Annotated in this window: 18 protein-coding genes; 11 read left to right on the top strand and 7 right to left on the bottom strand. The window is 71.4% G+C overall.

Annotation, left to right across the window (positions count from 1 at the left end):
- Positions 1 to 140: 140 nt before the first annotated feature.
- The 9 genes from M1203_RS17210 (at position 141) to M1203_RS17170 (ending at position 9,569) form a co-directional block, all read left to right on the top strand.
- The gene (locus M1203_RS17210; RefSeq protein ID WP_249950610.1) at positions 141 to 1,673 is read left to right on the top strand and encodes an aldehyde dehydrogenase (NADP(+)); all 1,533 of its coding nucleotides are present in this window, start codon (positions 141 to 143) and stop codon (positions 1,671 to 1,673) included.
- 47 nt (positions 1,674 to 1,720) lie between these two features.
- The gene (locus M1203_RS17205; RefSeq protein WP_249950609.1) at positions 1,721 to 2,335 is read left to right on the top strand and encodes a DUF1349 domain-containing protein; all 615 of its coding nucleotides are present in this window, start codon (positions 1,721 to 1,723) and stop codon (positions 2,333 to 2,335) included.
- Positions 2,336 to 2,448: 113 nt separating this feature from the next.
- Positions 2,449 to 3,822: an MFS transporter gene (locus M1203_RS17200; protein WP_249950608.1), complete on the top strand. Its 1,374-nt coding sequence runs from the start codon at positions 2,449 to 2,451 to the stop codon at positions 3,820 to 3,822.
- A 195-nt stretch (positions 3,823 to 4,017) separates the two neighbouring features.
- Entirely contained in the window at positions 4,018 to 5,376 is a 1,359-nt protein-coding gene (locus tag M1203_RS17195) for an SDR family oxidoreductase (protein WP_249950607.1), read from the top strand.
- Complete coding sequence (locus M1203_RS39040; RefSeq protein WP_249950606.1) at positions 5,280 to 6,680, top strand: cytochrome P450; 1,401 nt, start codon at positions 5,280 to 5,282, stop codon at positions 6,678 to 6,680. Before M1203_RS17195 ends, M1203_RS39040 begins: the two co-directional genes overlap by 97 nt.
- A gap of 150 nt (positions 6,681 to 6,830) precedes the next feature.
- The gene (locus tag M1203_RS17185) at positions 6,831 to 7,181 is read left to right on the top strand and encodes a hypothetical protein (protein WP_249950605.1); all 351 of its coding nucleotides are present in this window, start codon (positions 6,831 to 6,833) and stop codon (positions 7,179 to 7,181) included.
- Between the two features lie 199 nt (positions 7,182 to 7,380).
- Positions 7,381 to 7,617, top strand: a complete 237-nt coding sequence (locus M1203_RS17180) for a hypothetical protein (RefSeq protein ID WP_249950604.1) — start codon at positions 7,381 to 7,383, stop codon at positions 7,615 to 7,617.
- Between the two features lie 104 nt (positions 7,618 to 7,721).
- Entirely contained in the window at positions 7,722 to 8,450 is a 729-nt protein-coding gene (locus tag M1203_RS17175) for a DsbA family oxidoreductase (RefSeq protein WP_249950603.1), read from the top strand.
- Between the two features lie 69 nt (positions 8,451 to 8,519).
- Complete coding sequence (locus tag M1203_RS17170) at positions 8,520 to 9,569, top strand: aminotransferase class V-fold PLP-dependent enzyme (protein ID WP_249950602.1); 1,050 nt, start codon at positions 8,520 to 8,522, stop codon at positions 9,567 to 9,569.
- Here the strand turns inward: M1203_RS17170 and M1203_RS17165 are convergent.
- Together M1203_RS17165 and M1203_RS17160 are read right to left on the bottom strand one after the other, a co-directional pair.
- Entirely contained in the window at positions 9,518 to 10,924 is a 1,407-nt protein-coding gene (locus M1203_RS17165) for a serine hydrolase (protein WP_249950601.1), read from the bottom strand. The two genes, M1203_RS17170 and M1203_RS17165, sit on opposite strands and share 52 nt — an antisense overlap.
- Positions 10,893 to 11,465 carry a MarR family winged helix-turn-helix transcriptional regulator gene (locus M1203_RS17160; protein WP_249950600.1) on the bottom strand — a complete coding sequence of 191 codons (573 nt, stop codon included), beginning with the start codon at positions 11,463 to 11,465 and terminating at the stop codon, positions 10,893 to 10,895. The genes M1203_RS17165 and M1203_RS17160 overlap by 32 nt, the downstream gene beginning before the upstream one ends.
- 159 nt (positions 11,466 to 11,624) lie before the next feature.
- Here M1203_RS17160 and M1203_RS17155 point away from each other — a divergent pair, with 159 nt between their 5' ends.
- Complete coding sequence (locus tag M1203_RS17155; protein ID WP_249950599.1) at positions 11,625 to 12,689, top strand: alkene reductase; 1,065 nt, start codon at positions 11,625 to 11,627, stop codon at positions 12,687 to 12,689.
- A 103-nt stretch (positions 12,690 to 12,792) separates the two neighbouring features.
- Here the strand turns inward: M1203_RS17155 and thpD are convergent, their stop codons facing one another.
- From thpD to M1203_RS17130, 5 genes are all read right to left on the bottom strand, one after another.
- Entirely contained in the window at positions 12,793 to 13,689 is an 897-nt protein-coding gene (gene thpD / locus M1203_RS17150; RefSeq protein WP_249950598.1) for an ectoine hydroxylase, read from the bottom strand.
- A gap of 2 nt (positions 13,690 to 13,691) precedes the next feature.
- On the bottom strand, positions 13,692 to 14,090 hold the full coding sequence (locus M1203_RS17145) for an ectoine synthase (RefSeq protein WP_249950597.1): 399 nt from the start codon (positions 14,088 to 14,090) through the stop codon (positions 13,692 to 13,694).
- 130 nt (positions 14,091 to 14,220) lie between these two features.
- Positions 14,221 to 15,489 carry a diaminobutyrate--2-oxoglutarate transaminase gene (gene ectB / locus M1203_RS17140; protein ID WP_249950596.1) on the bottom strand — a complete coding sequence of 423 codons (1,269 nt, stop codon included), beginning with the start codon at positions 15,487 to 15,489 and terminating at the stop codon, positions 14,221 to 14,223.
- Positions 15,490 to 15,683: 194 nt separating this feature from the next.
- Complete coding sequence (gene ectA / locus M1203_RS17135; RefSeq protein WP_283958709.1) at positions 15,684 to 16,223, bottom strand: diaminobutyrate acetyltransferase; 540 nt, start codon at positions 16,221 to 16,223, stop codon at positions 15,684 to 15,686.
- A gap of 400 nt (positions 16,224 to 16,623) precedes the next feature.
- Positions 16,624 to 17,745 (bottom strand): aminotransferase class V-fold PLP-dependent enzyme, encoded by a 1,122-nt coding sequence (locus M1203_RS17130; RefSeq protein WP_249950594.1) that lies wholly within the window; start codon positions 17,743 to 17,745, stop codon positions 16,624 to 16,626.
- Positions 17,746 to 17,926: 181 nt separating this feature from the next.
- Between M1203_RS17130 and M1203_RS17125 the strand changes: the two genes are divergently transcribed.
- Entirely contained in the window at positions 17,927 to 19,018 is a 1,092-nt protein-coding gene (locus tag M1203_RS17125; RefSeq protein ID WP_249950593.1) for an amidohydrolase family protein, read from the top strand.
- Positions 19,019 to 19,214: the final 196 nt, after the last annotated feature.

Here is a 19,214-nt window from a genome sequence, read left to right as displayed (position 1 = left end):
CGGAACGCGCGGAAATAGAGTCCTCAGCGATTCACTATCAGGAACTCTGTTCAGAATACCGAACAAGTTCCGAGTGGTGTCAGCAGTCGGTACGTCGCTCGCTCGGTCGGTCGGTCGGTACGTCGGGAAGGGAAGTCGCGGTGGCAGCAGCACCAGTCTGGAGTGTCGACCCCCGAACAGGGAAGCAGCGCGAGCAGGTCGCGCGGGAGGCGACGGCGGAGGAGGTCGACCGCGCGGTACGCGGTGCGCACGCCGCACGGGCCGCTCTCGCCGACCGTACCGCGCGCGCGGCCCTGCTCCGCACGGCGGCCGATCTGCTCGACGAGGCCGGAGAGCATGTCATCGAGGCCGCGGACGCGGAGACCGCGCTCGGCCCCGTACGGCTCACGGGCGAGCTGGCCCGTACCACCGCTCAGCTGCGCGCCTTCGCCGAAGTGGTCGAGGAGGGAGCCTTCCTCGACGTACGGATCGACCACGCGGACGCCGACCGCACCCCGCCCTGGCCCGATCTGCGCCGCTGGAAGGTGCCCCTCGGCGTCGTCGCCGTCTACTCCGCGAGCAACTTCCCGCTCGCCTTCTCCGTGCCCGGCGGCGACACCGCGAGCGCGCTCGCCGCCGGCTGCCCCGTCGTCGTCAAGGCGCATCCGGACCACCCCGCCACCTCCGAACTGTGCGCCTCCGTGCTGCGCAGGGCCGCCGTGGAAGTGGGGCTGCCCGAGGACGTGGTGAGTCTCGTGCACGGCTTCGAGGCGGGCGTCGAGCTGGTACGGCACCCGCTGGTGTCGGCGGCCGGTTTCACCGGTTCCGTACGGGGCGGACGGGCGCTCTTCGACGCCGCGGCCGCCCGGCCGACGCCCATCCCCTTCCATGGCGAGCTCGGCTCCCTCAACCCCGTCGTGATCACCGAGGCCGCCGCGGCCGAGCGCGCCGAGCAGATCGGTGCGGGGCTGGCCGGCTCGATGACGCTGGGGGAGGGGCAGTTCTGCACCAAGCCCGGTTTCGTACTGGCCCCGGCCGGTGAGCCGGGCGACCGGCTGGTGAAGTCCCTGACGGCGGCCGTCAGCGAGACCGAGCCCGGCGTGATGCTGGACCACCGGATGCGGGACGCCTTCGTCGCGGGCGTACGCGAACGGGCCGCGCTGCCCGGCGTGGACGCCCCGATCACCCCCGGCGCGGGCGGTGAACACACCGTCAGCGCGGGCTTCCTGACCCTCGACGCGGAGCTGCTGACCGCCGACGGCGACCACGATCTGCTGCTGGAGGAGTGCTTCGGCCCGGTGACCGTCGTCGCGCGGTACGGCTCCCCGGCCGAGATCACCTCCGTACTCTCCCGGCTTCCCGGCAATCTCACCGCCACCCTCCAGCTCGCCGAGGAGGAGGCCGACGGGACCGCGCCGGGCGCCGCCGATCTGCTCGCGGAACTGACCCCGCTGGCCGGGCGCGTCCTGGTCAACGGCTGGCCGACCGGTGTCGCCGTCGCCCCCGCGCAGCACCACGGCGGCCCCTACCCGGCGACCACCTCCACCTCCACCTCGGTCGGCGCCACGGCGATCGAGCGCTGGCTGCGCCCGGTCTCCTACCAGTCGACCCCGGCCGCGCTGCTCCCGCCGGAGCTGCGTGACGACAACCCCCTGGACCTGCCGCGCCGGGTCGACGGCCGTCCGGAGAACTGAGATCCGAGACCAGCGATCCGAGACGCGAGAACGGTGAGCCCAAGCGCATGAGTGACCGGATCGATCTCCCCGAACTGCCGTTCCCGCTGCGGCCGTACGGCCCCGAGGGCGCGTGGCGCTACGCGGCCGGAGCGCTCACCGGCCGGGCGGGCGCCCGGCAGGACCGCTTCGTACCACCGGCGGGCGCGTCCCTTGAGCCGGCCTCCGACGCGCCGCGCCTGCTCGGCACCCCGGCCGGTGACTTCCAGCTGATCGCCCGCGTCACGGTCGGCTTCGCCGCCGCCTTCGACGCGGGGGTGCTCACGCTGGAGGCCGACGAACAGCACTGGGCCAAGCTCTGTCTGGAGCTGTCGCCGGAGCGCCCGACGATCTGTACGGTCGTCACGCGCGGCCACTCCGACGACGCCAACTCCTTTGTGGTGGAGGGCGACAGCTACTGGCTGCGGATCAGCCGCACCGGCCGGGCGTTCGCCTTCCACGCCTCCCCGGACGGCGAGCGGTGGACCTTCGTCCGCGTCTTCACGCTGGGTACGCCCGCGCGCGCCGCGTCGGCGCGCGTCGGCTTTCTCGCGCAGTCACCCACGGGCGAGGGATGCGCGGTGACGTACGACAGGATCGTCTTCCGGCCGAAGGGACTCACGGACACACGCGACGGTAGCTGAGATTCCGCCGCCCGGGGCGGGCACGGAGCCGCGGGACCCGGGCGATCGGGCCGGTTGTGTCCCCGTCCTGAAAGGCACATCGGTCACCGGAGCGGGCCCTAAGGTCACGGGCCATGACTGCAGCTGAGGCGGCGCCGCCGCTCCTGCGTGACCGGCGGTTCACGCTGCTCGCCGCCGCACGCACCATCTCCGTTCTGGGCAACGCGTTCGCCCGGGTCGCCCTGGCCTTCGCCGTTCTCGCCCTGCCCGGGGCCGGGCCGGGGCAGTTGTCGCTGGTGCTGGCCTGCCAGGCGCTGCCGATGCTGCTGTTCATTCTCGTCGGCGGGGTGATCGCCGACCGGATGTCACGCTCGCGGCTGATGGTGCTCGCCGATGTCGTCGGCGCCGCCGCCTACGCGGGACTGGCCGCGATGATCCTCACGGGGCACGCGCCGCTGTGGGCCCTGTGCGCGCTGGCGGTCCTGGCGGGGACGGCCACCGCGCTGTTCATGCCGGCCCTGGAAGGGGTCGTACCGCTCATCGTCCCCGAGAGCGCGTTGCAGCGCGCCAACGGGATACTGCGGATCGGGACGAACAGCGCGACGCTGCTCGGTCTGGCGCTGTCCGGGGTGACCGTCGCCTTCGTCGGGGCGGGCTGGGCCCTGGCGTTGAACGCCCTCTCCTTCGTGCTCAGTGCGGTGCTCGTGAACGGTCTGCGGCTCGCGAGGCGCCCCCGCGCCGCGTCCTCCGGCTGGGCCGATCTGCGGGACGGCTGGCACGAGTTCTTCTCACGGCAGTGGCTGTGGGTCGTCGTGGCGCAGTACACGGTCGTCGTCGCCGCGGTCAACGCCACGGTCGGGGTGTTCGGACCACTGGCGGCCAACGACCATCTGGGGGGCGCGCGGACCTGGTCGCTGATCGTCGCCGCCCAGGCGCTCGGGATGCTCGCCGGCGCGGGCATCGCCACCCGTATCCGGGTGCGCCGGCCGCTGCTCGTCGCGGTGCTGGCCACCTTCCCGTTCGCGGCGCCCATGATCCTGCTCGGCGTCCACGCGCCGATCTGGTCGATCGCCGTCGCCATGTTCTGCTCGGGCTTCGCCAATGACATCTTCGGGGTGCTGTGGATCACCACCATCCAGCGTGAGGTCCCCGAGGAGGCGCTGTCCCGCGTCAGCGCGTACGACCTGTTCGGATCCCTCGCCTTCGCCCCGCTCGGCCTGCTGGTCGCGGGCCCCGTCGCCCAGCGCGTCGGCACCGGGCCGGCGCTGGTCGGCTGCGGGGCCCTCGTCATCCTCGCCACCGGCGCGGCGCTGCTCTCACCCCAGATCCGCTCCCTCCGGGCGCCGGGACCCGCCAACACCGCGGACGCCGCACCGGGTTACGCCGACACGAAGTACGACGATCGGTGTACGACAAGGGGGCAATGCCGGCGAGGGAAATGCCACGGAGGTGACGACACGGTGCCTGTCTCCGGGACGACCGGTACCGATTCGCATTCATACGAGTAAATCCATGGGGCAATATGAAAAGCAGGTGGATCACTCGATGGGGTGGAAGGCACTCCTGTCCCACATAAGGAGCGGTTAAAGCCGGTCGGCCGGGATAAGTTCGGTCTCCTCGTGAGCCGGTTCCGGTGAACTCCGGGGCGATGAGTGGGTCTCCGAGCGAATGGACGCTCCCCGCGAAGAATGTGAAGAGACGGCATGCCCGACGCCGAATTGCCCGACCCCGATCCAGAACCCGAGTCCGACGCGCCCGGCCAGGACCCCGGGGGTCGACTCCCCGGCCCGAGCCCCGAGCGTCACCTCGCCGGCCTCGGACTCGCACGTCAAGTGCCCGGCCCCGGACTCGCACCTCACGTGCCCGGCCCCGGGCCCGACTCGGCCACCCCAGCCCTGGCCGATTCGACGATCGCCGTCAGTGGAGCCACCGGCTTCCTCGCCTCGTATCTGCTGCTGCACCTGCTGCCGCAGGGCACCCGGGTGGTGGCGCTGGTACGCCAACCCCCGTACCGGGCCATGGCCTCGCTCGCGCTGGCGCTGCGCTCGGCCGGGGCACCGGCCGAGACCGTACAGCGGGTGGCGCGTCAGGTACACGCCGTGCAGATCACCCTCGACCGCCCCCGACTCGGCCTGTCCGAGGGTGAGTTCCAGGCGGTCGCGGACAGCGTGGACGCCGTTCTGCACTGTGCCGCGCTGACCAAGCTGCACGGAGACGCGGGGGAACTGCACCGCACCAATGTGGAGGGCACCCGGCAGATCCTCGCGCTGGCCGCGGCCGGCCGGCGTGCCCCGCATCTGTTCCATGTCAGCACCGCGTTCGTCGCCGGAGCACGGCTCGACGGCCTCGTACCCGAGCGGCAGTTGGAGGCCGACGGCTTTCTCACGCCGTACGAGGAGTCCAAGCACCGCGCCGAACGGCTGGTCCACGACTGGGCGCGTACCCAGGGCCGGGGCGCCACGGTCTTCCGGCCCAGTGTGCTGCTCAGCGACCGGACCGCCCTGCCACGCGCCCCGCAGCACACCTATGCCGTACTGGCGGCCAAGCTCGCCCTCTTCCTGAGGCACGGCCCCCGGGCCCTCGTCGACGCCTCCTCCGCTCCGCTCGACGCCTCCGGGAGACTGACCATCCGGCTGCTGGGTGCTCCGGACGCCAGCATCAACCTCCTGCAAGTCGACGACGCGGCCCGCGCGATGCTGCGCATCGCCGAGCAGGTGGCCACCCAGGAGTCCTCCGTGAACCGGCCGGACGTACCGCCCGGGGCGCGCGTCCATCACATCGTGCACCCGACCGAGACCTCGGTGACCCGGGTCAACGAGGCGCTTCAGCGGTCCATCCCCTGGCTGCGGCTCGCGCTGGTGCCCGAACGGCCGAGCCCCAGCGGGCTGGAGCGCGCCGTGGATCTGTACGGCGCCGAGGCCACGGCCTATCTCGGGCTGCGGCGGCGCTATGAACGCACCAGTCTGTGCGAGCTGGAACGCCGCAGACTGGTCCGCCCGCCGGCCCCGGTCGACAACCCGTACCTGGACGCGGCGCTCACCCCACCCCTCATGGCTCGCTGACGCGGCCGTCGACCCGAGGAGAGACCATCACCGATTCGACGGAGGACCGGATCATCGCCATCTCCGTCCCGCTGGCCTGTCCGGCCCTGCACGAGCGCGGATTCACCGCGGCCGCGCGGCGCCTCACCACACCGGACGGGCCCGCCCTGCGCCCGGTCACGCTCGGCGGCGGTCTGCGCGCGTGGGCCGCCACCGATCCAGCCCTGGCGCGCGGTGTTCTCACCGATCCGCGACTCACCAACGACATCGGTGAGCTGGGCGGGCGGGTGCAGGGCTTCCCCGACCGCCGCTACCCCGAGGACTTCTTCGCCCACGCGCCGCAGCTGCTCTCCGCGTCCGGGGCACGCCACCGGGGGCTGCGCCGAATCGTCGCCCCGTACTTCACCGCCGCCGCGACGGAGCGTACGGGCGCGCGGCTGCGGGACGTCATGGCCCGGATCATCGGCTCGCTGGCCGGACGCGACCGCATCGACCTCGTCACCGATCTGGCGCTGCCCCTGGCCGGGGCGACGGCCGGGGAGATCCTGGGCATCGCGCCCGAGCGGCGCGACGCGGCGGTGACGGCCGCCCTCGCCGCCAGCGGGGCGGTCCCCGGCACCGAAGAGGCCAGGTCGGCACACCGCGTCTTCGCCCAGACCGTCCTGCACATCATCGGCGCCGCGCGCCGCTCCTCGGTCCCCACCGCCGCCACGGCCCTGCTGGGCGCCCGGCAGAGCGGACGGATCGGCAACGCCGAACTGGCGGGGATGCTCGGCATGCTGCTGATCGGTACGGTCGACTCGCTGTCCACCGTCGTCCCGGCGGGCGCCCTCATGGCCCTGCGGCGCCCCGAGGTACGGCACGGCCTCGGCGACGGTCACGGCACCGCGTACACCACGGCGGTCACCGAGGAGATCCTGCGGCTGAATCCGCCTTTCCAGCACACGGGTTGGCGGTTCACCCGGGACGACTGCGCCCTCGCGGGCGTCCCGCTGCCGCGCGGCGCCGTGGTCGTCACGTCCGTACTCGCCGCCAATCTCCACTCCGCCACCTGGCCGGATCCGCTGCGAGCCGATCCACTGCGCGTGGCCGGGCACCGGCGTACCGCCGCCGGTCATCTCTCCTTCGGGCACGGCCCCCACTACTGCCTCGGCGCGTCGCTCGGACGTCAGCTGGTGCACGAGGCGCTGACCGGCCTCTTCCGCCGCTTCCCGAGGCTGAGTCTCGCCGTTCCCCTCGGTGAACTCAGCTGGCACGGCACCTGTCTGCGCCGGCTCGACCGGCTCCCCGTGGATACCGGTACCGGCCCAAGAACCGGAGAATAGGAGAACCGGACCGGCTGTCGCACGTGTGCTCCCCGTAGCCGACAGAGGAGCGATTTCCCGACCGCTTTCGGGTGACGTACCCGCCTTTGCGGCTCCGCGTCCGAGCCCTGTCGTGGAGCCTCGTGGCGTCACGACAAAGGAGTCATCCGCATGCGTCTTCGCAGCACTCTGGCCGCCGCCGTCGGCGCCCTCGCCCTGCTCGTCTCCGTACCCGGCTCGGCTTCGGCGGCAGAGGGCGAATTCACCTATGTCTATACGGACATCGCGGGAAAGCCGCGGGTCGGCGGACTGGTGGACCCCGAAAGCCTGGTCTGCGTCATGATCCCCGAAGCGGCCGGCGAATACGTACCGCCCGCGCACACACCGCGCAACCACACGACGGCCGCCGCGCGCGTCTTCACCGGGCCGGACTGCGACGGCGAGGAGTACACCCTGCGTCCCGGCGGCTCGGCGAGCGAGCGTCTCAAGCTGCGCTCCGTCATTTTCCTCGAACGTTTCTGAACGCGCCTGAACGCGCCTTCCGAGGATTCCCGAAGGACACCGCCCGCCCCGTCCGGCTCCCCAGCCGGGCGGGGCGTTTCTCTGCTCAGAGGGGTGGAGGGGGCCCTGTTTCAACCGTCCGGGAGAGCGGGCAATCATGCGTCGTCGTTCCGTGGGCCAGTACGTTCCGTGGGCCATTACGCCGATCAGGAGACACAGCATGGAATACGAAATGCGCGCGGAGTACGCGGAGGGCGCCTCACCCCATGACCCGGAACCCCGATTCGAGGTATGGCACATGACCCGGCTGGACGAGACGACCGCGCTGTGCGGGCGCGAGCTGGATCCGGACGCCGCCACACAGACGGCGGACGTGTGGGGCACGCCCGCCGGACTGCCCCTCTGCCACGCCTGTGGTGCCTCCTACATCCACCAGGTGCCGCACCACCTCATGTGACGGCCGGGAATCTCACGGGACGCGGATGCGTTGTCGAAGGGGCGGAGGCTGCCTCCGGTCACCCCCGGCACACCACACCCACGATCCTGGAGAGAAGCGGAAACATGCGCGTCGAGATCTGGAGCGACATCGCCTGCCCCTGGTGCTACATCGGCAAGGCCCGGTTCGAGAAGGGGCTGGCGGCCTTCGCCCACCGCGACGAGGTCGACGTGGTGCACCGGTCGTTCGAGCTGGATCCGGGGCACGCCAAGGGGGAGACCGGGCTCGTCGTCGACATGCTGGCGGCCAAGTACGGGCGCAGCCGTACGGAGGCGCTCGCCATGGAGGAGAGCGTCGCCGCGAACGCCCGCTCCGAAGGGCTCGGCTACCGGATTGAGGGGCGCGATCACGGCAGTACGTTCGACATCCACCGGCTGCTGCACCTCGCCAAGGCCCGGGGCCGCCAGGACGAGCTGCTGAACCTCGCCTATCGGGCGAACTTCGCCGAGGAACGCTCCGTCTACGACCAGGAGACGCTGGTGACGCTCGCCGTCGAGGCCGGTCTGGACGAGACCGAGGTCCGCGGGGTGCTCGCCGACGCGGACGCGTACGCCGACGAGGTACGGGCCGATGAGCGCGAGGCCGCGGAACTGGGCGCGAACGGGGTGCCGTTCTTCGTACTCGACCGGCGCTACGGCGTTTCCGGCGGGCAGCCCGCCGAGGTGTTCACCCAGGCGCTTGAGCAGGCGTGGCAGGGCCGTACGATCACACCCGTCGGCGGGACCTCGCCCGAGGCCGCGGTCTGTGACACCGACGGCTCCTGCGAGATTCCGCAGGCCGGGGCCCATTCATAAGGACTGCTTGGGTGTTCCCTTCACCCATGCGCAATTGACTATGGGGTGAGCGAGTTCCAGGGTGGGTTCATGGACACCCTGGGAGGCGCCGAGTTCGCGCCGGACATGACGTATCTGAACACGTCCAGCTGCGGACTGCTGCCCCGCAGGTCCGTCGCGGCCGTACAGGCGCTGGCCGGGGAGAACGCGACCGGCCGGGGCGGCGAGGGCGCGGGCAGTTTCGAGACCGTGGACACCGCGCGCGCGTCCTTCGCCCGGCTGGCCGGGGTCCCCGCCGAGCGGGTCGCGGTGGGCGGGTCGGTCGCCGTGCATGTCGGGCTGATCGCGTCCGCCCTGCGGCCGGGCGACGAAGTCCTGTTCCCCGAGGGTGACTTCAGCTCGGTCATCACCCCCTTCGCCGTACGCGGCGACCTCGTGCTCCGGTACGCGCCGCTGGCGGAACTGGCCGGGGAGGTACGGCCGGACACCGCGCTGGTCGCCTTCTCGGCGGTCCAGTCCGCGGACGGCAGGGTCGCCGATCTGCCCGCGATCCGGGCCGCCGCGGCGGCGCACGGCGCCCGTACGCTGCTGGACGCGACCCAGTCGGCCGGCTGGCTGCCGCTGGACGCCGGGGCGTACGACTACACCGTGACCGGCGGGTTCAAGTTCCTTCTCTGTCCGCGCGGTACGTCCTTCCTCACCGTGACCGAGGACGCGCAGAAGTCACTGACGCCCCGGCACGCGGGGTGGGTGGCCGCCGAGGACACCTGGGGCAGTACGTACGGTCCCGTCGAGCGGCTGGCCGCCACCGCGCGCCGCTTCGACGAGCCCCCCGCCTTCCTCTCGTACTACGGCGCCGAGCGGTCCCTCGCGCTGCTGGAGGAGATCGGCGTCGACGCGATCCACGCCCATGACACCGCGCTGGCGGCCCGCTTCCGGACGGGACTGGCCGGGCTCGGCCATGAACCGGTCCCCGGCGAGTCGGCGATCGTGTCCGTCCCCGGACTGGCGCACCGCCACCCCGAGCTGCGCCGGGCGCGGGTGGCGGTGTCGGTCCGCGCCGGTTATGTGCGGGCGGCGTTCCACCTCTACAACACGACGGCCGACGTGGACCGGGCGTTGGACGTGCTCGCCGGCTGAGCGGTCAGCTCGCAGGGGTGGCAGAGGAAGTTCCCGAGCCGCCCCTCGCGATCGCCGTCGTCCTTGAACGCGTGGGCGACGCCGGTCAGCCGCTCTGCGCCCCGGCCAAGGCCGCGCTCCCGGCGGAGGCTCAGCAGCAGACTGGGGCTGTTGACCCGCGCGTCGGCGGTCGGCAGCTGCGCGGGGAAGACCGCCCGCAGATCGCAGGACTCGGCGGCGACGGCCACCGAGTCCGTGCGCACGCCGTCGAGCAGCAGTTCGACCCGCCCGTCCGCCCGGGTCCGCAGCTCGACCGGGACATCACCATCCGGCGTCCCGATCCGGCCGGCCCAGAGACCTTCCGGCAGGTCCGCGGGGCGCTCCGGCTCCTGGATCCCCGGGTCGATCAGCTCGGGCCGGTATCCGGGGACCAGGGCGTCCAGCACGTAGTGGACGATCGCGTCGCGGGCCGCCTTGCTCGTGGAGTTGGTGAGCACCGCGACCGAGAGGTCCCGCGCGGGCACGGCCGCGGTCATCGCCGCGACCCCGCCCCCGCCGCCGCCATGGCTGCGCACCACGGGCCCGTCGCCGTACGACAGGCACCAGCCGAGCCCGTAGCCGACCAGCGCGTTGAGCGGCACCGCCTCGTTCATGGCGGCGGCCGTCGCCGGTTTCAGCAGGCGTTCGCAGGACTGCGCGAAGAGCGCGACTTCACCGGCCGGGGCCCAGCCGAGGGTGGCACCGGGGTGGTCGCAGTCGTAGTCCGGGTACGCGCGGCCGTCGGGCGTGTACCGCACCGCCGCCGGCGCGGGGCCCGGGTAGCTCCGTCCGACATGACAGCCGGTGAGCCCGAGCGGCTCGAACACCCGCTCCCGGACGAACGCGCTCAACTCCTGCCCGGTGACGGACTCCAGCAGCAGGCCCAGGGCCCGGTAGCCGAGGTTGGCGTACTCGAATCCCGTGCCAGGCGCCCGGTACAGCGACGCGTAGCGGGAGGCGTCGATCCGACGCTCGTCGTCGCCGTAGTCCCAGGCGTAGAAGGCCGGGAAACCGCCCCGGTGGCGCAGCAGCTGGCGTGCCGTCGGCGCCGGCCACCGGTGCTCGCCCGGCAGCGGCACGGGCGCGTCCAGGTCGAGCAGCCCTTCGTCGGCCGCCAGACAGACCGCGGTGGCCGTGACCGGCTTCGTCACGGAAGCCAGTCCGTACGCCGTGGCGGGTGTGGCCGGGCGCCCGCGCGCCAGGTCCGCCACTCCGTACGCCTCGGCGAGCACCACCTCGCCGCGCTCGGCCACGGCGACCGAGACCGACGGACAGCCGTGTTCCGCCAGCGCCTCGGCGCAGTACTCACCCAGTCGGTTCAGCGGCCCGTACGGCATGCTCGTCCCCCTCGGCAGTCCCGTGCCCCCCGGACGAGCGTTCCGGACAGTCCGCCGTCTCGGCGCAGAGGTTGGCCTCGACCTTGGCGAGCAGCCGGGCCAGCTCGGCGCGTTCGGTGTCGTCGAGCCCGGCGAGCGTGTGCTCCTCCAGCTCCGTCCAGGCGCCCTCGACCTCGGAGCGCAGCGCGCAGCTGTCGCCGGTCGCCCGCACCAGTACGGCGCGCCGGTCCTGGGGGTCGGCGGAGCGCCGTACGTACCCCGCGTGGTCCAGCCGCTGGAGCATCTTGGTGACCGTGGAGGGATCGAGATCCATCGACTTGATCAGCTCGGACTGGCGTACCGCGTCCGCGTCCCACAGGCGCATCATCAGAAACTCCTGGCCCGGATAGAGGCCGGAGCGCCGCAGCAGTTTCCCCGCGGCGATGCGGTGCAGCCGGGCGACCCGGGAGAGGGCGTGGCTGACCGGGCCGCCGCACGCGGCGCCGGGCGGTTCGGTGGGACAGACGGGGTCCTGAGTGGTCGTGGACGTGTCCGGGGTCATGCTCCGAAGCTTAGCTTGGTCGGCCAATAATCGACCCGGGAATGGATTAGGGTGGCTCGCGGTTCATTACTTGGCCGACCACATAATGTGTCGGCCATATGTCGTCATGCCCTTGTTCCGCACTCTTCACGACCGTTCACGACCGCTATGGGAGCCTCCATGACCACCGCGTTCGACCCGATCGACCTGTCGGGTACGCAGCTCGCCAACCGCATCGCCATGGCCCCGATGACCCGCAGCCGTGCCTTCGGCGCCGGTAACTCGCCCACCGACTCGACGGTGGAGTACTACGCGCAGCGGGCCTCGGCGGGCCTGATCATCACCGAGGGCACCCAGCCCTCCGTGGTCGGTCAGGGCTACCCCGACACCCCCGGACTGCACAGCACGGAGCAGATCGCGGCCTGGCGCAAGGTCACCGACGCCGTACACGCCAAGGGCGGCAGGATCTTCGCGCAGATCATGCACGCGGGCCGGATCGGCCACCCGGTCCTGCTGCCGGACGGCCTCGTTCCGGTCAGTGCCTCCGCCGTCGCCGCACCGGGGCAGGTCTTCACCCATGACGGCCCCAAGGACTTCATCGTCCCGCGCGAGCTGACCTCCGACGAAGTACGGGAGACCATCGGCGACTTCGCCGAGGCGGCCCGCAACGCGATCGAGGCGGGCTTCGACGGGGTCGAGCTGCACGGCGCCAACGGCTATCTGATCCATCAGTTCCTGGCCCCCAACTCCAATCTGCGCACCGACGAGTGGGGCGGCTCCGACGAGGCCCGCATCCGCTTCGCGGTCGAGGTGACCCGCGCCGTCGCCGCGGAGATCGGGGCCGAGCGGACCGCGATCCGGATCTCGCCCGGCAACCCCTACAACGGGGTGTCGGAGCCCGACCCGGAGCCCGTGTACACCGAGCTGGTCAGGCAGCTGGAGCCGATCGGCCTCGGCTATCTGCATCTGATCGAGAACAACCGCGAACTGACGGTCACCCTGCGCAAGCTGTACTCCGGGACGCTCGTCCTCAACGCGGCCACCGAGGGCTTCACCGGCGCCGACGAGCTGGCGCTGATCGAGGACGGCACCGCCGATCTGCTCTCCTTCGGCGCGCTCTTCCTCGCCAACCCCGATCTGCCGGCCCGGCTCAAGGCGGGTGGCCCGTACAACACCCCCGACCCGGCGTCCTTCTTCGGCGGTGACGACAAGGGCTACATCGACTACCCGGCCCTGGAGAACTGACCGGGACCGGCCGACGGTCGAGGAAAAGGGGCGCGGGGCCGGTCGTCATGACCCGCCCCGCGCCCCGCGAACGCAACCAGCCGTGTCAGCCGTGTCAGCCGTGTCAGCGTACGGGCGTGAAGTCCCTGGCCCCGATGAAGTCCGGCCGCGGCACCGGCGCCGCGAACGGCTCCTGCGCCGCGTTCTCCACGCTGTTGAACACGATGAAGACATTGCTGCGCGGGTACGGCGTGATGTTGTCGCCCGAGCCGTGCATGCAGTTGCAGTCGAACCAGGTCGCCGAACCGGCCTTGCCCGTGAAGAGCTTGATCCCGTGCCGGTCGGCCAGGGCCGTCAGCGCCTCGTTCGAGGGCGTACCGGCGTCCTGCATCTTCAGCGACTGCTTGTAGTTGTCGCGCGGGGTCTCGCCGGCGCACCCCAGGAAGGACGTGTGCGACCCCGGCATGATCATCAGACCGCCGTTGGTGTCGAAGTTCTCGGTCAGCGCGATGGAGACCGATACGGTCCGCATGTTCGGCAGACCGTCCTCCGCGTGCCAGGTCTCGAAGTCCGAGTGCCAGTAGAAGCCCGAGGCGCCGAAGCCCGGCTTGACGTTGATCCGGGACTGGTGCACATAGACCTCGGAGCCGAGGATCTGCCGTGCGCGGCCCACCACCCGCTCGTCGCGTACGAGCCCGGCGAAGATCTCACTGATGCGGTGGATCTCGAAGACCGACCGTACGTCCTGGGACGTGGGCTCGATGATCGAGCGCTCGTCCGCCCGTACCGCCGGGTCGGTGATCAGCCGTTCCAGCTCGGCACGGTAGAGCGCCACCTCGTCCGGGCCGATCAGCTGCTCGACCGCGAGGAAACCGTCCCGCTCGAAGCGGCCGAGATCTCCCGGCGCGATCGGGCCCGGCACGCCGGGAGGGGACCAGACGACGGGGTCCTGCCGGGGGGTGGTCACCTCGCCGAGGCCGCGCGTGGGGTACAGATCGGTCCGTACGGGGGTGGTGGTCATGGTCAGCCCTCCTCTGTCAGCAGCGGGTAGACACCGTTCTCGTCGTGGTCCTCCCGCCCGGTCACCGGTGGATTGAACACACAGACGCAGCGGAAGTCGGTCTTCGGGCGGAGCGTGTGGTGCTCGTGCCCGTCCAGCAGATACATCGTGCCGGGGGCGATCCAGTGGGTCTCACCGGTCTCGTCGTCGGTGAGTTCGGCCTCGCCCTCGACACACAGCACGGCCTCGATGTGGTTGGCGTACCACATCGATGTCTCCGTACCCGCGTACAGGACGGTCTCGTGGAGGGAGAAGCCGGCCTTCTCCTTGGCGAGCACGATGCGCTTGCTCTCCCAGGTGCCCGAGGCCGACTTCACATGGCGGTCGGTGTTCTCGATGTCCTTGAACGATCGGACGATCACGGTGCCTTGACGCCTTTCTCTTCTGCGGTTCTCTCTTCTGCGGTCGCTCTGTGCGCGCTTCCGCGTGTGGTGCGCTTCCGTGTGCGGTGCGCCTCCGTGTGTGGTGCGCTTCCGTGTGCGGTGCGCCGGATCAGGCGGTCTCGCGTACGGCGCGCTCCACCGTGCGCAGCCCCTCGTCGAGCTCTTCCGCGGTGATGGTGAGCGGCGGCAGCAGCTTGACCACCTCGCTCTGCGGGCCCGAGGTCTCCAGCAGCAGACCCAGCTCGAAGGCGCGGGCGCAGACGGCGGAGGCGCGGCTCTTGTCCTCGAACTCCAGGCCCCAGACCAGCCCGCGGCCCCGCACATCGGGGACATCGCCGCTGCTCTCGGCGCGGATCGCGAAGAGCGCCCGTTCCACCTGCTCACCGCGGGCGATGGTCTGCTTCTCCATCTGGCCGTCGGCCCAGTACGTGGTGAGCGCGGCGGCGGCGGTGACGAACGCCGGGTTGTTGCCCCGGAAGGTGCCGTTGTGCTCGCCGGGCTCCCAGACGTCCAGCTCCGGCGTGAACAGGCACAGCGACATGGGAAGCCCGTACCCGCTGATGGACTTGGACAGCGTGACGATGTCCGGGGTGATGCCCGCCTCCTCGAACGAGAAGAAGGCGCCGGTACGGCCGCAGCCCATCTGGATGTCGTCGACGATCAGCAGCATGTCCTGGCGGTGGCAGAGATCGGCCAGCGCCCGCAGCCACTCGGGCCTGGCGACATTGATGCCGCCCTCGCCCTGGATGGTCTCGACGATGACGGCGGCGGGCTTGTTGAGCCCGGAGCCCTGGTCCTCAAGCAGCCGTTCGAACCAGAGGAAGTCGGGGGTCTGGCCGTCCAGGTAGTTGTCGAAGGGCATCGGGGTGCCGTGCACCAGCGGGATACCGGCACCGGCGCGCTTGAACGCGTTGCCGGTGACGGCGAGCGAGCCGAGCGACATGCCGTGGAAGGCGTTGGTGAAGGAGACGATCGACTCGCGGCCCTTCACCTTGCGGGCGAGCTTGAGCGCGGCCTCCACCGCGTTGGTGCCGGTGGGCCCGGGGAACATGACCTTGTACGGCAGATCACGCGGCCGGAGCACCACGTTCTGGAAGGACTCCAGGAACGCGCGTTTCGCGGTCGTCGCCATGTCGAGGCCATGGGTGATGCCGTCACGCTCGATGTAGTCGATCAGCGCGCGTTTCAGCACCGGGTTGTTGTGGCCGTAGTTGAGTGAGCCGGCGCCGGCGAAGAAGTCGAGGTAGCCATGGCCGTCCTCGTCGGTGAGGCGGGCGCCCCGCGCGCGGTCGAACACGGCGGGCCAGCCGCGGCAGTAGCTGCGCACCTCGGATTCAAGGGTCTCGAAGACGCTCAGTGCGGGCGGGGTGATGGTCATGGGGGTCTCCTGCCGATGGGGGTGTGCGGGTGATGGGAGAGAGCGGGAGTGTGCTCGGGGCTCGGACGCTCCTGCGCGCCGCGCGCCGCTGTGTGGCGTGCGCGGCGTGATACGGGCGTACCCGGGCGCGGCGGCGCGGGAGCCCCCGGGCGCGGCGGCGCGGGAGCCCTCGACGGGCTCCGGCGCGGGCGTGCTCAGGGCGAGAGCGGTCCGATGCGGTAGAGCACCTCCGGCTGGTGCACCCCGTCGGGGAACAGTCCGCCGTCGAAAAGGACCTCGCGCTCAAGCGTGGCGCCGTGACGCGCGGCGTACGCGGTGAACAGCCGGTCCGAGGCGATGTTGTCGGGGGTCACGGTCGTCTCTACGGCCGTGATGCCCCGCTCCTCGGCCACCCGGGCGGTCAGCTCGTCGAGCAGGGTGCCCGCGAGACCGTGGCCGCGGTGGCCCGCGTCGACGGCCACCTGCCAGACGACCAGCGTCTCGGGGCGCTCCGGCCGTACGTACCCCGTGACGAAGGCGACCGGGGATCCCGTCTCGTCACGGGCGACGAGCGAGGTGGCGGCGAAGTCACGACACCAGAGCAGGTAGCTGTACGAGGAGTTGAGGTCCAGGACCTGGGAGTCGCGGGCAATGCGCCAGATCGCGGCTCCGTCCTCCACTCGTGGGGCGTCGGTCGTGAAGGGTCGGGGGAATTCGCTTCGGGCGCCTGCAAGGTCTGCTTGTGCGGCGGTCATACGGATTGAATTTACCCAGCAAATTCAAAAGATGCATCTGGGCCAGGGGTTGGGTGAGACGCCGGGCTGTGTTATCGCGCGGGCATGTGGGACCTGATGCGCCGACCCCGGATCGGGGTAAAATGTAGCTATATGTTGGGGCGAAACGGGCGGATTTGTGGACTCGGTCACATGTCCGTAACGCTCGGGAGACCGCTCGGAATCACACCGGAGGCCCTGATGAAATCTTGGCGTTTAGGGCAGAGAAACCGGGGCAGACGAATACGGGAAGCTGCTCGCGGTAAAGCATCTTCCCGTATTCGCGAATTAATACCCACTTCAATTTATGGATACTGCGGCCACATATGATTCCGAGGCCGGCCAGGCCATGGGACAGGCCCTCGGCCACTCGCCGGCTCCGCTACGCCTCGTCGGCCATGCCCTGGCGCCACGCCTCGTCGGCCGCCCGCACCGCCGCCTCCGGGTCCACCACGCCTCCGGAGCCGTCGAGCGCCGCGCCCAGCGCGAGCAGCGAGGACCGCACGGCGGCCGGGGTCGCGTCGGCGCCGTAGTGGTTGACCCGGATCATCTCCGCGGCGAGCGCCCCGCCGCCCGCGACCAGCGGCAGCGACGGATCGGCGGCCAGCGCCTTCGCCACCACACCGGCGGCGTCCACCCCGGCCGGTGTACGGAGCGTCGTGGCCACCGGGGCGGCGTCGGCGGCCTCGTGGACGAACGGCGTCAGACCGCCGCCCAGCGCCAGCGCGCCCGCGCGGGTGGCCGCCGCGGCCGAGGCGTGCCGGGCCATGACTGTGGCCGGGCCCGCCGCCTCGATGCGCTCCAGACATGCTTCCAGCGCCAGCATCTCCAACTGGGCCGGGGCGTGCGGCAGCGCGCGGCGCTCGCCGTCGATCCAGCGCTCCTTCCAGTCGAGGAGCGAGAGATACGAGCGGCGCGGGGCCCGGGGGTTGGCGGCGAACCGCTCCCAGGCCCGCCCGCTCACGGACACCGCGGAGACCCCGGCGGGACCGCCCATCGCCTTCTGCGCGCCGATCACACACAGATCCACCCCCCAGGCGTCGGTGAGCAGCGGCTCGGCGGCCACCGACGCCACGGCGTCCAGCATGAACAGCGCGCCATGGGCCCGCACCACCTCGCCGATCTCCGCGACCGGGTTGGTGTTGCCGGTCGCCGCCTCCGCGTGCACCAGCGAGACGAAGTCGATCTCGGGATGCGCGGCCAGCGACCGTTCGACCGCCGCCGCGGTCACGGCCGTGTGGAACGGCACCTCCAGGTCCACGACCACCGCACCGCAGTCGCGCAGCCAGTTCCCGAAGGTCTGCCCGTACGGCCCCGTGACGACGTTCAGCGCGGTGGAACCGGGACCGGCGCCGCCGCGGATGCAGCCCTCCAGCGGCAGCAGCGCCTCGCCCTGCATGATCACGACATCGTTCTCGGTGGCGAGGAGCGAGGCCACGCGGCGCTCGATGGCGGCGAAGTGCGCGGCAGTCAGCGGGGGCAGGTCCAGCAGCGGGTGTGTCACGGCGGTGCTCTCTTCGGTGGGTCGCCCGGCCGTGGTGGGCCGGAGCGGGTCGGTTCGGGATCGGTCGGTGGTCGGTTCGGGGCGTGGATACGGAGAGGGAAGGTGGGGTACGGGGCCGGGATCGGACCTGTGTGCGGAACCCCCCGGTCGAGGGTACTCACGGCCTCGTACAGTGCTGCTCATGACTGATCACACGGTGCTGCGGGTGAAGGGGCGGGTGCTTGTCGGCCCCGAGGAGATCAGGGACGAACTGTGGGTCGTGGGCGGCAGGATCAGCTACGAGCGGCCCGCCGGCGCCCGCGATGTCCGTACGGTCGAGGGCTGGGCGCTGCCCGGTCTGGTGGACGCCCACTGCCATGTCGGCCTCGACCATCACGGCGCGGTCGACGAGGCGACCACCGAGAAGCAGGCGCTCGACGAGCGCGAGGCGGGCGCCCTGCTGCTCAGGGACGCCGGATCGCCCGTGGACACCCACTGGATCGACGACCGCGAGGATCTGCCGAAGATCATCAGGGCGGGCCGCCATATCGCCCGTACCCGCCGCTACATCCGCAACTACGCGTATGAGATCGAGCCCGAGGATCTGGTCGCGTATGTGGCGGGGGAGGCCCGGCGCGGCGACGGCTGGGTGAAGCTCGTCGGTGACTGGATCGACCGCGACGCGGGCGATCTGACCGCCTGCTGGCCGCGCGCCGAGGTCGAGGAGGCCATCGCGGAGGCACACCGGCTCGGGGCCAGGGTCACCGCGCACTGCTTCGCCGAGGACTCCCTGCGCGATCTCGTCGAGGCGGGCATCGACTGTATCGAGCACGCGACGGGGCTCACCGAGGACACCGTCCCGCTCTTCGCGGAGCGTGGCGTCGCGATCGTTCCGACGCTGGTCAACATCGCCACGTTCCCCCGGCTCGCGGCGGGCGGGCAGGACAAGTTCCCGCGCTGGTCGGCGCATATGAACCGGCTGTACGAGCGCCGCTACGACACCGTGCGCGCGGCGTACGACGCGGGCGTCCCGGTCTTCGTCGGCACGGACGCGGGCGGCGGTCTGGCCCATGGTCTGGTGGCGGGCGAGGTCGAGGAGCTGACAAAGGCCGGGATCCCGCCGGTGGAGGCGCTCTCGGCGACCACATGGGGTGCGCGCGAGTGGCTGGGCCGTCCGTCCTTGGAGGAGGGCGCTCCCGGAGACCTCGTGGTGTACGGCGAGGATCCGCGCGCGGACGTACGGGTCCTGGCGGCGCCGCGCCGGATCGTGCTGAACGGGCAGATCGTCGGCTGATCGGAGCGTGATTGACGACCGGTGGCGACCGGTGGCTACTGGTGGCGACCGGTAGCGACCGGTAGCGACTGCGCCGGGCCGGGCGGCACTCGGTTGACGGAGGCGTGACGCGGGGCGACCGGTGTCGTTGAACTCCCTTGCGCGCTGGCGCCCTTGAGGGGGCGCGGGTCGCTTCTGCCCTCTGACGGGCGGTCAT

The organism is Streptomyces sp. 35G-GA-8, assembly GCF_023534745.1.
Classification (GTDB): domain Bacteria; phylum Actinomycetota; class Actinomycetes; order Streptomycetales; family Streptomycetaceae; genus Streptomyces.
This window is presented reverse-complemented; position numbering and strand designations above follow the sequence as displayed.